We start from the raw sequence: 13,055 nt of genomic DNA, 5'->3' as shown, positions 1-13,055 counted from the left end.
CTCATCCGCCTGCCGGCACCTTCTCCCCGTAAAACGGGGCGAAGGGGACATGCCGCAAGCTCTCGGTCTCTCGCCAACGTCTCGCAGGGCACGTTCCCTCTTCCCGTCAGAACGGGGGTCCGCAGGACGGGTCGAGACCAGCGGCTTGACCCCGGCAAGGTTAGGGTGAGGGGCAGCCGTCGACGCACCGCATTGCTATCGCTCGGCTCGATTGGGCACCGCGACCACCTGGGACAATCACCGTCTGCCGTCCGGCTGGTCGCGACGTATCTCGTCCAGCTCGCCTTCCCAGCCTAATCCAGCGAGATCTGCGATCGCATTTTTCCGGCGGTACCTCTCGACGAGATTTCGTAAAGCCAGTTCTACCATGGTCTCTCTTGTCGCCAATCCCGTGGCGATCATTGCGGCGTCGAGCAAGCCATCATCGATATCGATCGTCATCCGCATGATCACCCCGCGTATACCAATATTGTCAAGGTACACGCCCAGCCTCCAGGGTTCAACTTTGCTAAACAAGCACCACAATAAACAAAAATCCGGCCGCGTCGCCGCGGCCGGATTTTCTCATTTACGTCCGAAAATCAGCGTTCAGAAGAAGCCACGGCGCTGCCACCAGCCGGCTTTCTTCGGCTTGCCGTCGTCGCTTTCGCCATTTTCGCTGCGGGTTGATTTCACCGTCGGCTCGGACGAGGCGATGTTGGATTCGCGGTTGGCGCGAACCGGCTTTGCCTCTTCCTGGGCAGGCGTTTGAAGGTCGGCGGAGGCCTCGGCCAACTCCGGCTCGGCTTCGGAGGCGGGTGCTGCTTCGGCTTCGACCACAAGCGCCTCGACCGGCGATGCGGCGGGCTTGCGGCGGCCGCGACCACGGGCGGGCTTCACTTCCTCGCTGACGACGGCCGCACCCTCGACGGCGGCCGCTGCGGCCTGGTCTTCGCCGGGCTGTTCGGGAACTGTCTCGACGATTGCAGCTTCGGCAGGAGCGACGTCGTTCGAAACATCGTCGCTTTCGTCCTCATCGCTGCCGTTGCCTTCGCCGGCTTCACCGGCGGTCAGTTCGGAACCGTCCTCGGCGCGGTTGCGGCGACCGCCACGCTTACCGCGACGACGGCGCTTGCGGCGCTGTGAGTCGTCGTTTTCGGCACGGTCCTCGGGCGCAGCGCCGGTGGTTTCATCGCCTTCGGCGCCTTCGTCGTCGCCGTCCTCGTCCTCATCGCCGGCTTCGCCCGCAGCCGATACAGGCTGTTCGGCATTGCCGTTGCGGCCGCGGCGGCGCCTGCGGCGCTTGCGCTTGCGATTGCCGTCACCATCGCCTTCCGAGCGTGCCGTGGCGGCGCGTTCGGCAGCAGCCGGCTTTTCCTCGAGTTCCTCGTCTTCGTCCTCATCCGCCTCGATGATGATATCGTCGTCGTCATCCTCGGGAATAGCTGCGAAGTTGAAGAGCGTTTCGATCTTGACCGGATTTTCTACGGCCTCGCCGCGATCGATGGCGAAATGCTGCGCGCCAACCGAGCCGTCCGCATCGATGACGATCGCCACGCCGAAGCGGCTCTCATAATCGACGATCGTCTGGCGCTTGTGGTTGAGCAGGTAGAGCGCGATGTCGGGGGTGGTCCGCACGGTGATGTTGTGCGTCGTATTCTTGAGCAGATACTCTTCGATGCCGCGCAGGACATGCAGCGCGACGGAGGACTGCGAACGGACGTGACCGGTGCCGGCGCAATGCGAGCAGACCTGCGTGGTCGATTCGAGAACCGAAGCGCGAATACGCTGGCGCGACATTTCGAGCAGGCCGAAATGCGAGATCCGGCCGACCTGGATGCGGGCACGGTCGTTCTTCAGGCATTCTTTCAGCTTCTTCTCGACGGCGCGATTGTTGCGCTTTTCTTCCATGTCGATGAAGTCGATGACGATCAGGCCGGCGAGGTCGCGCAGGCGAAGCTGACGGGCGATTTCTTCCGCCGCTTCGAGGTTCGTCTGCAGCGCCGTGTCCTCGATCGAGTGTTCGCGCGTCGAGCGGCCGGAGTTGACGTCGATCGAAACCAGCGCTTCCGTCTGGTTCATGATCAGATAGCCGCCGGAGCGCAACGTCACCTGCGGCTGCAGCATGCGGTCGAGCTGGGCTTCGATGCCCGAACGCGAGAAGATCGGGTGGATGTCGCGATAGGGCTGAACCACCTTGGCGTGGCTCGGCATCAGCATCTTCATGAAGTCTTTCGCTTCACGATAGCCTTCTTCGCCGGCAACGATGATCTCACCGATATCCTTATTGTAGAGATCGCGGATCGAACGCTTGATCAGCGAGCCTTCCTCATACACCAGGCAGGGAGCGGTGGAGGCGAGCGTCAGCGTGCGCACGTTCTCCCACAGGCGCATTAGATATTCGAAGTCGCGCTTGACCTCGACCTTGGTACGGTTGGCGCCGGCGGTGCGCAGAATGACGCCCATGCCCTGCGGCACTTCGAGCATGCGCGCGATTTCCTTCAGGCGCTTGCGGTCGGCAGGGTTGGTGATCTTGCGGGAAATGCCGCCGCCACGCGCCGTATTCGGCATCAGCACGGAATAGCGGCCGGCGAGCGAGAGATAAGTGGTCAGCGCCGCGCCCTTGTTGCCGCGCTCTTCCTTGGCGACCTGCACCAGCAGGATCTGCCGGCGCTTGATGACTTCCTGGATGCGATACTGCTTGCGCGGCTTGCGCTGCACGCGGTCTGGCACTTCTTCCATCGCGTCTTCGGCGCCGACGGATTCGATGACTTCCTCTTCGCCGTGATCGTCATCGTCATCGTCGTCATCGTGACGACGCTTGCTGGTATCGACGTCTTCGGAGATCGAGTCGGTTTCCACCATCGCGGCCATTGCTCCGCCGGTCGAGCCGTCATCCTCATTGTCAACGCTCGAAGCGCCTTCGGCCTCGACGTCTGTGGGAACGGCGTCCTCGGTCGCGGTCGTTTCAGCAGCTGCTTCGGTGACCTTCTTGCGGCTGCGGCGCGGCCTTGCCTTCTTGGCCGGCGCTTCCTCGGCGGCTTCGGGCGATGCCTCGGCCTCGGCAGGTGCGGCCGGCGCAATCTCGTCGGCTACGGCAACCGGTGCTTCCGCAGGCACGATGCCGACATCCGGCTGGTCCTGGGTCGAAAGGTCGACCATCGGCGCGGTTTCGACATGCTCGACGTCTTCGTCCCGGCGATGCTCTTCGGCCTCGGCCCGAAGCAGCGCCTGACGGTCGGCGAGCGGTATCTGGTAATAATCGGGGTGGATTTCGGCGAAGGCCAGGAAGCCGTGCCGGTTGCCGCCGTAATCGACGAAGGCGGCCTGCAGCGAGGGTTCGACCCTCGTTACCTTTGCGAGATAGATATTGCCGCGGATCTGCTTCTTGTGCTGCGACTCGAAGTCAAATTCTTCTATGCGGTTTCCGCGAACGACAACGACGCGCGTCTCTTCCTCGTGAGACGCATCGATAAGCATTTTGTCTGCCATGTAAGCTGTGCTCCTCGGCGTGGCCGCGAGAGCGCATTCCCGACTGCTGTAGAAACAGAAAGAATGCGGTCCACCGTGGCCGCGCCGGATAATGAAAGTCGCGCCTGGCGCGAAGAGGAGAGCAGCAGCCAGACCGCAGCCGGAACCGTTTCGGTCCGGGGCCTGTACACTTCAGATAAAACCTGCTGCGAAACCATCAACAACCAAGCGTGATCGACAAATACGAAGACCCTTTTCGGGTCCGATGAGGTTGCTCCCTGAGAGCGTGGTGGCTGATCCACCAATGAAGTTCCGACAAAAAGCCGGAAAATCAGGATCCAGTACTGGGGTTGAAACGCATGAGACGGCGGACGATGACCGATGTGGCGCCAGGTCCAGATCTGGCTGGCAGCCCTTGCGGCGACTCTATCCCGTCAACACTTCTACCCTAAAATGCGTTGTATGTTTTCTCTGTCACAATAGCAAGGGAAAAGCCAAATGTGCCATAATATTGATGGATTTCGGAACACATAGAAGCTGGGGACAAGCGATTGCGATTCGGCAGGCGGCAAAGCGTTTCGCTCTCGGGCGTGCGCACGACATGTTCGGTCCATCGCGCTATAAATAGGATGTGGCGGTTTATTGTTTAAGAGGGCTCGGATCGCGGCGCAGTCCGCAACGCGGCGATCGACATTGGTAAGGCGGCTGATGACGGCGGTGCTTGTTGCCGGCTGTATTCTGCCTAATGTGGCGGGTTCGGCCGAGACGAGGGATCCGCTGCTTGCCTATGGCGCGCGCATCATCGGCGATGACGCCAGAACACGGATTGTCATCGATTTCGACCGCGAACCGCGGTTTTCAGTTCACTATATCGCCAATCCTGAGCGCATCGTCATCGACCTGCCGGCGACCGCCTTTGGCTTTCCGGGCAAGGATCTGGCCGCCCGCGGCCTCTTCAGAGACATCCGCTACGGCAAGATGGACGAGGAGAGCGCCCGCATCGTGTTGACAGCGGCAAGGCCGGCGAAGCTTTCCCTCGCCAAGGTGCAGGCCGATGAGGCCGGCAAGGGGCATCGGCTGGTGCTTGAGGCCGAGATGATCGACAAGCAGGCTTTTGCCGAACTGGTCAAGACGCAATCATGGGGCGACCGGGCCTGGAATGATCGGAACGCCGCGGCCCAGACGACGAGTGCCATTCCCGCACCTGCGAAAACCGCCCCCGGGGATTTCGTCATCGCCGTGGACGCCGGCCATGGCGGCATCGATACCGGCGCAATCGGCGTCGATACCAAGACCGAGGAAAAGCAGGTGACGCTCGCCTTCGCCAAGGCTCTGGCCGACCGGCTGAACAAGGAGCCGGGCATCAAAGCCTTCCTGACCCGCAATGATGATGAGTTCCTCTCGCTTTCGCAGCGCGTGCTGATTGCCCGCCAGAACCATGCCGGCCTGTTTATTTCGCTGCATGCCGACACGCTGAAGCAGAAGGATATCCGCGGCGCGACCGTCTATACGATCTCGGACAAGGCCTCCGACAAGCTCGCCGCCGATCTTGCCGAACGCGAAAACCTCTCCGACCAGATCGCCGGCAAGGAAACGGTCGCCGAGCCTCCCGAAGTCGCCGACATCCTGCTCGACCTGACGCGGCGAGAGACGCAGGCTTTCTCGATCTCGCTGGCCGAGAGCGTGCTGAATTCCTTCAAGGATCAGGTCGGTACCATCAACAATCCGCACCGCCATGCCGGCTTCCGCGTTCTGCAGGCCCCCGACGTGCCTTCGATCCTGCTCGAGCTTGGATTTCTCTCGAATGCCGAGGATGAGAAACTGCTGCTCGATGAGAGCTGGCGCGGCAAGATGGCCGATCTGCTGACCGACGCCGTGAAGCGGTATCGCAGCGGCGTCGTTGCAAATGGCGGTTGATGCGTGCAGCAGCTCAGAGTGTTACAGTCTCCCTTGCGTCTTTGAGAGACGCGCGGCCCAGCCCTATCAGGGCGCCGGCCGGTTGAGTGAGGTCGATAACCATAAAAACAAGGAGTTGAGTGTGCCGCTTGAATCAATTTCGCAGGCACGCGCTGCGGATTGGCGGCGGGCAGGGCGTTGCTTGGATGTGACAGTCGCGATGAAACGGGGCCTCAGCGGTGAATGCGGCGGGGAGGGCCCTATTTTGCTCACATTCACGCCGTTACTCCGGCTTATGTTTCACCGCCTGAAGCGCGGAATCGGCTTGTAGCGGTAGCGCTCATGGAGTAAGCCGCGCGCAACGTGCAAATTGCCTTGATCTGTGCAATCGTTGCGTCTGTGCCGATTGACGATCGAAGAGACCGGTAGCTGAAAATATGGTTAGACTTGTTGGATATTTCTTCGGAATGGCCTGCGTCCTGTTTCTGGTCGCGGCGGCGGGTATTGCCATCTATCTCGCCAATGTCGCGAAGGATCTCCCGGACTATGCCGTTCTGAACAGCTACGCGCCGCCGGTCACGACCCGCGTGCATGCCGGCAACGGCGCTCTGATGGCTGAATATGCCAAGGAAAAGCGTCTCTTCCTGCCGATCCAGGCCGTCCCCGACCGCGTCAAGGCCGCTTTTCTGTCGGCTGAAGACAAGAATTTCTACAACCATCCGGGTGTCGACCTGACCGGCCTCGGCCGCGCAATCCTCGTTAATCTGCAGAATTTCGGTTCCGGCCGCCGCCCGGTCGGCGCCTCCACGATCACCCAGCAGGTGGCCAAGAACTTCCTTTTGAGCTCGGATCAGACGATCGACCGCAAGATCAAGGAAGCAATTCTCTCCTTCCGCATCGAGCAGGCCTACAGCAAGGACAAGATTCTCGAGCTCTACCTGAACGAGATTTTTTTCGGCATGAATTCCTATGGCATCGCCGGCGCCGCGCTCACCTATTTCAACAAATCCGTTACCGAACTGACCGTTGCCGAAGCCGCCTATCTGGCATCGCTGCCGAAAGGTCCGGCCAATTATCATCCTTTCCGCCATCCCGAGGCTGCGCTCGAGCGCCGCAACTGGGTAATCGACCGTATGGTCGAGAACGGCTATGTCAGCCAGAGCGACGGCGCGGAAGCCAAGAAGCAGCCGCTCGGCGTTACCGCCCGCAGCACAGGTCCATCGCTCTTCGCTTCCGACTTTTTCGCCGAAGCCGTGCGCCGTCAGTTGATCGATCAATATGGCGAGAAGGTCCTCTACGAGGGCGGCCTTTCCGTGCGTACCTCGCTCGATCCGCAGATGCAGCTTGCTGCCCGTAAGGCGCTGCAGGATGGCCTCGTGACCTATGACGAGCGCCGCGGTTTTCATGGGCCCATCAAGCAAATCGATGCAAGCGGCGACTGGGGCAAGGCGCTTGCCGATATTCCTGCGCTCTCCGACGTGCCGGAATGGCGTCTCGCCGTCGTGCTCGCCGCATCGGATAGCAATGTCGACATCGGCTTGCAGCCGGGCAAGGACGGCAGCGGCAAGGTCGCGGCCGACCGGCAACGCGGCACGATAGACGCCAAGAACATGCAATGGGCCTACCGTTCGGCGGACGGCTCGCGCAAGACCGCAAAAACGCCGGCCGGCGTCTTGAACCCGGGCGACGTCGTCTATGTCGAGAAGCTCGGCGATCAGTCGTCGACCTCCTATCGTCTGCGCCAGCCGCCGAAAGTGCAGGGCGGCCTGGTCGCCATGGATCCGAAGACCGGCCGCGTCCTCGCCATGGTCGGCGGTTTCTCCTATGCCCAGTCCGAATTCAACCGCGCCACCCAGGCGATGCGTCAGCCGGGCTCCTCCTTCAAGCCCTTCGTCTATGCGGCGGCGATGGACAATGGTTATACGCCGGCCTCCGTCATCATGGACGCGCCGATCGAAATCGTCTCGGGCGGCCAGGTCTGGAGGCCGGAAAACTACGGCGGCGAATCCGGCGGTCCGTCGACGCTGCGTTCGGGCATCGAGCATTCGCGCAACCTGATGACGGTGCGCCTCGCCAACGATCTCGGCATGAATATCGTTGCCGAATATGCCGAACGCTTCGGCATCTACGATCACATGCTGCCGGTTCTCTCGATGTCGCTCGGCGCCGGCGATACAACGGTGCTGCGCATGGTTTCGGCCTATTCGGTGATCGCCAATGGCGGCAAGCAGATCAAGCCGACCCTGATCGACCGTATCCAGGACCGCTACGGCAAGACGATCTTCAAGCATGAAGAGCGCCTCTGCGAGGGCTGCAATGCCGGCGACTGGCAGAACCAGGAAGAGCCGAATGTCGTCGATAACCGCGAAACCGTTCTCGATCCGATGACCGCTTACCAGATCACCTCGATGATGCAGGGCGTCATTCAGCGCGGCACCGCCGCCGGCAAGATCGATCTCGGCGGCCGCGACGTCGCCGGCAAGACCGGGACCACCAACGACGAGAAGGATGCCTGGTTCGTCGGCTTCACGCCGGATCTGGTCGCCGGCCTCTATATGGGCTTCGATACGCCGGGTCCGCTCGGCCGCGGCGGCACCGGCGGCGGTCTCTCCGCCCCGATCTTCAACGAATTCATGCAGGCCGCCGTCAAGGACACGCCGGAATCGAAGTTCGTCATTCCGCCGGGCATGAACCTGATCCCGATCGACCGCAAGACCGGTATGGCCGCCGTCGACGGCGATCCGAACACCATCATCGAGGCCTTCAAGCCCGGCACCGGCCCAGCCGACAGCTTCAACGTCATCGGCATGGACAGCACCATGGCGCCGGAAGAAATCCTGAAGACCTCGCCGCAGGCCAACCAGGCCGTCCAGACCGGCACACCCGGTCTCTTCTGACCGTCGCCCTAATTTTTGAAGCCTGCTGCGGGCCTTTACATCCGCGGCGGGCGTCTCTATGTCACCAGCACTTGAAAGACCGAGACAGAGAAGCAGGAAAATGCGAGCCGAAATCGAAAACGTGGTCGATGAAACCAAGCAGGCTATCACCCTGCTGAGGAGGCATCTTTGACTGGGACCAGGCGATAAGACGACTGGACTGGTTGAACAACAAGGCAGAGGATCCGAACCTCTGGAACGACGCTTCCGAAGCGCAGAAGCTGATGCGCGAGCGCCAGCAGCTGGATGACGGCATCAACGGCGTCAAGCAGCTCGAACAGCAGCTCAACGACAACATCGAGCTGATCGAGCTTGGCGAGGAAGAGGGCGACCAGAGTGTCGTCAAGGAAGCCGAAGACACGCTGAAGGCCCTGAAGGCCGAGGCCGCGCGTCGCCAGGTGGAGGCCATGCTTTCCGGCGAGGCCGACGGCAACGACACCTATCTCGAAGTTCATTCCGGCGCCGGCGGCACCGAAAGCCAGGACTGGGCGAACATGCTGCTGCGCATGTATACCCGCTGGGCCGAACGCCAGCGCTTCAAGGTCGAGCTTCTCGAAGTTCACGACGGCGAAGAGGCGGGCATCAAGTCCGCAACCCTGCTCGTCAAGGGACACAACGCCTATGGCTGGCTGAAGACGGAATCGGGCGTTCACCGTCTGGTGCGCATCTCACCTTACGATAGCAACGCGCGTCGCCACACCTCCTTCTCGTCGATCTGGGTCTATCCCGTCGTTGACGACTCGATCCAGATCGAGATCAACGAAAGCGATTGCCGCATAGACACCTATCGTTCGTCGGGCGCCGGCGGCCAGCACGTCAACACGACGGATTCGGCCGTGCGCATCACCCATATCCCGACCGGTATCGTCGTGCAGTGCCAGCAGGAGCGTTCCCAGCACAAGAACCGGGCCAAGGCCTGGGACATGCTGCGCGCCCGCATGTATGAAGCCGAGCTGAAGAAGCGGGAGGACGCCGCCAACGCCGAAGCCGCTTCCAAGACGGATATCGGCTGGGGCCATCAGATCCGCTCCTACGTGCTGCAACCCTACCAGCTGGTCAAGGACCTGCGCACCGGCGTCGCCAGCACCGCTCCTGATGACGTGCTCGACGGCGATCTGAACGAATTCATGGAAGCGGCCCTTGCCCACCGCATCAGTGGCGCCGCCGACGCGGTCGTCGAGGATGTCGACTGACAGGTAGTTGCGAGATCGAATGAGAAGAAGGCCCCGGAGACGGGGCCTTCTTCGTTCAGGCGATGGCGCGGATGTCGCCGTGCTGAAACAGCGCTGCCGACAGATCGGCGGTCTCGTCATGAATGGCGGCGCGCTCGATATCAGGGGGATCGGTGAAGAGCTCGGCCGCAAAGGCAAAGCCTAATGCCGTGCCCTCCGGGACGAAGACATAATGCCCGAGGCCGCCGCCGAAAATCTTCAGCGCGCTGCGCGCCTGCCGCGCATGCAGCCATGCAGAACATTCTTCGGCCGGTGCCGCCCTGTCCGCGTCGCCGACCAGGATAAGGGCGGGTGCCTCGACCGTTTTCAGACTTTCCTCGCTGAAAGCGAAAATGGAGCGACCTGGCGCGCAGAGCAGCGCGGCCTTGATCCTGTCGTCACGATAGGATTGCGACATGCGGGACCATGACTGGCGAAACACATCGCTCTCGCGCAGCAACGAGGGGATATGATCGGCAAGGTCGGGAAATTCCCTTGGGCCGCGCGGCCCACCCGGTTTCAGCCTTGAGGGTTCGAACTGCGAGAACTGGGCGACGGCGCCGAGAAGCAGCATGACGCTATAGGCTCCGGCCGAAAATCCGGCCGCAAACGCACGGGCTGTATCAATCCGGCCGGCGAGATCGCCGAGCCAGTCGCGGCTGCGGTCCAGCATCAGGCTTAGATCCGGCGCTCGTTCCCAGAGACAGGCAAACCCTTCGGCTCGATAGGGCTCGATCCCGGTATTGCCGTGATGGTTGACGCCGAGCGCAACAAATCCGCGTTCGACCAGGCGCCGCGCCAGCCACTCCAGCCCCGCGGCAGATCCGCCGGTGCCGTGCGACAGCAGGACGAGGGGATAAGGCCTGTTTGCCGGCCGAATCGGCGCGTCGCGGGCGACTGCCGCCTTGCGAAACCAGCTTCGTTCCCGAATATCGCTTTCCAGCGCGTCATCGGCAGCCGGATACCACAGAGCCCAGCTGACGGGCCTCGGGCCGGCTGCGTCCCAGTCCGGTCTTTGGTCGTCGTAAAGAACGCCGTCACGAAAGCCGAGTTTCATCGTCCAAGCCTGTGCAAACAGTGCCCGCTGTTCAATTGGTCGCTTTCTCGACGGTGATGTCACCGAATTCGTCGATCAGCACCGTCCAGCCATCCGGCTCGGCCGCAGGGTCGGTCTTCAGATAGATGGTGGCGAAGAGGCCGGGTTGCTTGCTGATGCCGCTCGAATTCTCCGGGCGTATATCGGTGACGTAGGGCTTCAGATCGCTGATCTCCTGCAACTCGACGGTCGAGGCGATCGCCGGGCCGCTCTCCGTCTGGGCAATCTGCTGAAGATAGACCTTCGAGGTCCGATCCGGCTGGCGCACGGCAAAGAGCTTGTAATAGCCATGGCGCTTTCCCTGAGGGGCGGAAACATTCTCGGCGGCGGAAGGCGCCCGCTCGATATCAGGTGCGTTGCCGTCGTCCTCCCAGTAGCCGGTGCTGGTGGCAAAGATCACCGAAGCCGGCAGGATGGCGTCCTGAGCGGGAGCGGCGATTGCGGCCGAGCATCCGACGAGGAACATCGTGGTCATCAATATCCGTCGCATTGCCATCGTCTCAATCCTTGAACTGCTCGGCGAGGATTCGGTCGGACCAGGAGCGGTCGGGATCGGAGAGGATGCGCGCCGTCATATGCTCCGACTGGGCGATGCGGACATGCAGCACCGACTTGACCTCGGTATTGTCGGCCACCGCATTCACCGGCCGCTTCACCGGCTCGAGCACGTCGATATCGACGGTCACCTTGTTGGGAAGCAGAGCCCCCCGCCAGCGCCGCGGCCTGAAAGCGCTGACCGGTGTCATGGCGAGCAGCGGCGCCTCGAGCGGCAGGATCGGGCCATGGGCGGAAAGATTGTAGGCCGTCGAACCGGCTGGGGTGGCCACCATCAGCCCGTCGCAGATCAGCTCCTCCAGGCGCACGTGCCCGTCGACCACGACCCTGAGATTGGCGGCCTGATAAGACTGGCGGAACAGATAGACCTCGTTGATGGCAAGAGCCGTTGAATTGGTGCCGTCGGCATTGGCCGTTGTCATCTTCAGCGGCCGGAAGGCGTTTTCGACGGCGACGCAGATGCGCTCCTGAAGCCGTTCGGTGCTGTAATCGTTCATCAGGAAACCGACCGAGCCGCGATTCATCCCGTAGACCAGCTTGCCGGAGTTCATGGTGCTGTGCAGCGTCTGCAGCATGAACCCGTCGCCGCCGAGCGCGACGATAACGTCGGCCTTATCCTGCGGCACGTCGCCATAGATGCGAATCAGCTCTTCGCGCGCGGCGAGCGCCTCCATCGTTGGCGAGGCGATAAACGAAAGCGTCTGAAATGAACGGCCCATGCAATGCCCTTTGTGAAGCTGCTCTAGCTAAAGGATAAAAGGCCGCTGCGACAAGGCCGTTTTGCACGGCCCGGCGTTTTGGCGCCAAGCCGGACCGTCCGCAGATATCGGATTTTCCTTTACAGGATCGCAGAATCTGTTAGTTGGGCAGCTATTGCCCTTGTAGCTCAGTTGGTAGAGCACCTGATTTGTAATCAGGGGGTCGCGGGTTCGAACCCTGCCGGGGGCACCATCCCTATTCTCCGATATGCTGTCACTCGATGAACCTTGCCTGAAGGGCTGCTTCAGCGGCAGTTCAGCCGCTCTGGGGCATTGTCTCCTCATCATCAATGAGGAAGCAGCCATGAAGCTCGCACACATTATTCTCACCGTAACCATTGCCGCCGGTGCGGCTTTTGCCTCCGTCGCACCTGCTTCCGCTATGCCCGCTGAACGGCCCGCGATGACGGCACAGGGAGATGTCGTCAAAATTCGCGACAGCTGGCGAGGTGATCGTTGGCGTGATGACGGTGACTGGCGTGGCGACCGTGGCTGGCGCGATCGGCGCGATTGGCGCCGCTCCGACTGGCGCGATGATGACCGCCGCTGGCGGCGGTGGCGCGCGGAGCGGTGGCAGGAACGCCGGGAGTGGCGCCATCGCGATCGCGATCTCCCCTTCTGGCTCTACCGCGGTTGAGCGCGGTTGCGAATCGCCCGGGCCGTCAGCTCAATGCGCGACCGGTTCGTTGACGCTTGCCTCGATCCTGTCGCTCTGGCCTGCGCCGGAAGGCGACAGGATTGCAATGCTGAGAACGGAGGCGACCATAAAGGCGACGACGGCGATCATTATGCGCATGAGCGTACAATCCTCGTTCGGTTGGGGATCAACGCGCAATCGCCGGCTGCGTTCCTCGCGGCCTATTGCACCGGTCCCGGCGTCGCCGGGCCGGGTGCCATCGGCGACAGAGGATCGGGCTGGTGGACCGGGTGCGAGGTGTCCACCCAGATGATGCTGAGGATGATTCCCACAAAGGCCGCGATGAACAGGATACCGAAAATCAGCGGTCGAATGGCCATGATGGGGATCACTCCTTCTTGCTTGTGACCGGTCGCTACGATCGATCGCCGTCCGATCATAGTGCTCCAGAAGGTCATTCCAAGGCAAAAGTGGATTTCTCCTGTCTAATGCCTGTCGCCCGGAAGTGTACACCCG

Annotated in this window: 11 protein-coding genes and 1 tRNA gene; 5 read left to right on the top strand and 7 right to left on the bottom strand. The window is 61.9% G+C overall.

Translation table 11 applies throughout. From position 1 onward, the window contains the following. Positions 1–237: 237 nt before the first annotated feature. Both C4N04_RS00410 and C4N04_RS00405 read right to left on the bottom strand, forming a co-directional pair. Entirely contained in the window at positions 238–447 is a 210-nt protein-coding gene (locus tag C4N04_RS00410) for a type II toxin-antitoxin system VapB family antitoxin (RefSeq protein ID WP_077993441.1), read from the bottom strand. Positions 448–588: 141 nt separating this feature from the next. After that, positions 589–3,471 carry a ribonuclease E/G gene (locus tag C4N04_RS00405; protein WP_086156197.1) on the bottom strand — a complete coding sequence of 961 codons (2,883 nt, stop codon included), beginning with the start codon at positions 3,469–3,471 and terminating at the stop codon, positions 589–591. A 621-nt stretch (positions 3,472–4,092) separates the two neighbouring features. Between C4N04_RS00405 and C4N04_RS00400 the strand changes: the two genes are divergently transcribed. From C4N04_RS00400 to prfB, 3 genes are all read left to right on the top strand, one after another. After that, positions 4,093–5,367, top strand: coding sequence for an N-acetylmuramoyl-L-alanine amidase (locus C4N04_RS00400; protein WP_106795232.1), 1,275 nt, complete (start codon positions 4,093–4,095; stop codon positions 5,365–5,367). Positions 5,368–5,783: 416 nt separating this feature from the next. Further along, positions 5,784–8,243 carry a penicillin-binding protein 1A gene (locus C4N04_RS00390; protein ID WP_038688258.1) on the top strand — a complete coding sequence of 820 codons (2,460 nt, stop codon included), beginning with the start codon at positions 5,784–5,786 and terminating at the stop codon, positions 8,241–8,243. 100 nt (positions 8,244–8,343) lie between these two features. After that, positions 8,344–9,475, top strand: a protein-coding gene (gene prfB / locus C4N04_RS00385; protein WP_170961383.1) for a peptide chain release factor 2 whose coding sequence is annotated in 2 segments (ribosomal slippage) — positions 8,344–8,412 and positions 8,414–9,475 — 1,131 coding nt in all. Because the reading frame shifts where the segments join, the coding sequence is not laid out codon by codon here. Between the two features lie 55 nt (positions 9,476–9,530). Here the strand turns inward: prfB and C4N04_RS00380 are convergent. From C4N04_RS00380 to C4N04_RS00370, 3 genes are read right to left on the bottom strand one after another with little or no spacing between them, the layout of a single operon-like run. Then, the gene (locus tag C4N04_RS00380; protein WP_106795230.1) at positions 9,531–10,550 is read right to left on the bottom strand and encodes a dienelactone hydrolase; all 1,020 of its coding nucleotides are present in this window, start codon (positions 10,548–10,550) and stop codon (positions 9,531–9,533) included. Between the two features lie 31 nt (positions 10,551–10,581). Continuing rightward, entirely contained in the window at positions 10,582–11,085 is a 504-nt protein-coding gene (locus C4N04_RS00375; protein ID WP_077993405.1) for a hypothetical protein, read from the bottom strand. 4 nt (positions 11,086–11,089) lie between these two features. Beyond that, positions 11,090–11,863: an NAD kinase gene (locus tag C4N04_RS00370; protein WP_010059525.1), complete on the bottom strand. Its 774-nt coding sequence runs from the start codon at positions 11,861–11,863 to the stop codon at positions 11,090–11,092. A 156-nt stretch (positions 11,864–12,019) separates the two neighbouring features. Between C4N04_RS00370 and C4N04_RS00365 the strand changes: the two genes are divergently transcribed. Together C4N04_RS00365 and C4N04_RS00360 are read left to right on the top strand one after the other, a co-directional pair. Next, positions 12,020–12,095, top strand: a tRNA-Thr gene (locus tag C4N04_RS00365). Positions 12,096–12,206: 111 nt separating this feature from the next. Beyond that, positions 12,207–12,539, top strand: coding sequence for a hypothetical protein (locus C4N04_RS00360; RefSeq protein WP_077993407.1), 333 nt, complete (start codon positions 12,207–12,209; stop codon positions 12,537–12,539). A gap of 30 nt (positions 12,540–12,569) precedes the next feature. On the opposite strand, the gene C4N04_RS32455 is transcribed toward C4N04_RS00360, so the two are convergent. Next, entirely contained in the window at positions 12,570–12,698 is a 129-nt protein-coding gene (locus C4N04_RS32455) for a hypothetical protein (RefSeq protein WP_280950801.1), read from the bottom strand. Between the two features lie 62 nt (positions 12,699–12,760). Further along, positions 12,761–12,919 (bottom strand): hypothetical protein, encoded by a 159-nt coding sequence (locus C4N04_RS31710; protein ID WP_164519030.1) that lies wholly within the window; start codon positions 12,917–12,919, stop codon positions 12,761–12,763. Positions 12,920–13,055 lie beyond the last annotated feature (136 nt).

Source organism: Rhizobium sp. H4, assembly GCF_003013335.1.
Classification (GTDB): Bacteria; Pseudomonadota; Alphaproteobacteria; order Rhizobiales; family Rhizobiaceae; genus Rhizobium; species Rhizobium sophoriradicis.
The sequence above is the reverse complement of the archived record's forward strand: the minus strand, read 5'-3'. Positions and strand labels throughout refer to the sequence as shown.

Excerpts from the sequence above, each read along its gene's own strand:
- C4N04_RS00410 (WP_077993441.1), bottom strand. The coding sequence starts at position 447 with ATGCGGATGACGATCGATATCGATGATGGCTTGCTCGACGCCGCAATG.
- C4N04_RS00405 (WP_086156197.1), bottom strand. The coding sequence starts at position 3,471 with ATGGCAGACAAAATGCTTATCGATGCGTCTCACGAGGAAGAGACGCGC.
- C4N04_RS00390 (WP_038688258.1), top strand. The coding sequence starts at position 5,784 with ATGGTTAGACTTGTTGGATATTTCTTCGGAATGGCCTGCGTCCTGTTT.
- C4N04_RS00380 (WP_106795230.1), bottom strand. The coding sequence starts at position 10,550 with ATGAAACTCGGCTTTCGTGACGGCGTTCTTTACGACGACCAAAGACCG.
- C4N04_RS00375 (WP_077993405.1), bottom strand. The coding sequence starts at position 11,085 with ATGGCAATGCGACGGATATTGATGACCACGATGTTCCTCGTCGGATGC.
- C4N04_RS00370 (WP_010059525.1), bottom strand. The coding sequence starts at position 11,863 with ATGGGCCGTTCATTTCAGACGCTTTCGTTTATCGCCTCGCCAACGATG.
- C4N04_RS00360 (WP_077993407.1), top strand. The coding sequence starts at position 12,207 with ATGAAGCTCGCACACATTATTCTCACCGTAACCATTGCCGCCGGTGCG.
- C4N04_RS32455 (WP_280950801.1), bottom strand. The coding sequence starts at position 12,698 with ATGCGCATAATGATCGCCGTCGTCGCCTTTATGGTCGCCTCCGTTCTC.
- C4N04_RS31710 (WP_164519030.1), bottom strand. The coding sequence starts at position 12,919 with ATGGCCATTCGACCGCTGATTTTCGGTATCCTGTTCATCGCGGCCTTT.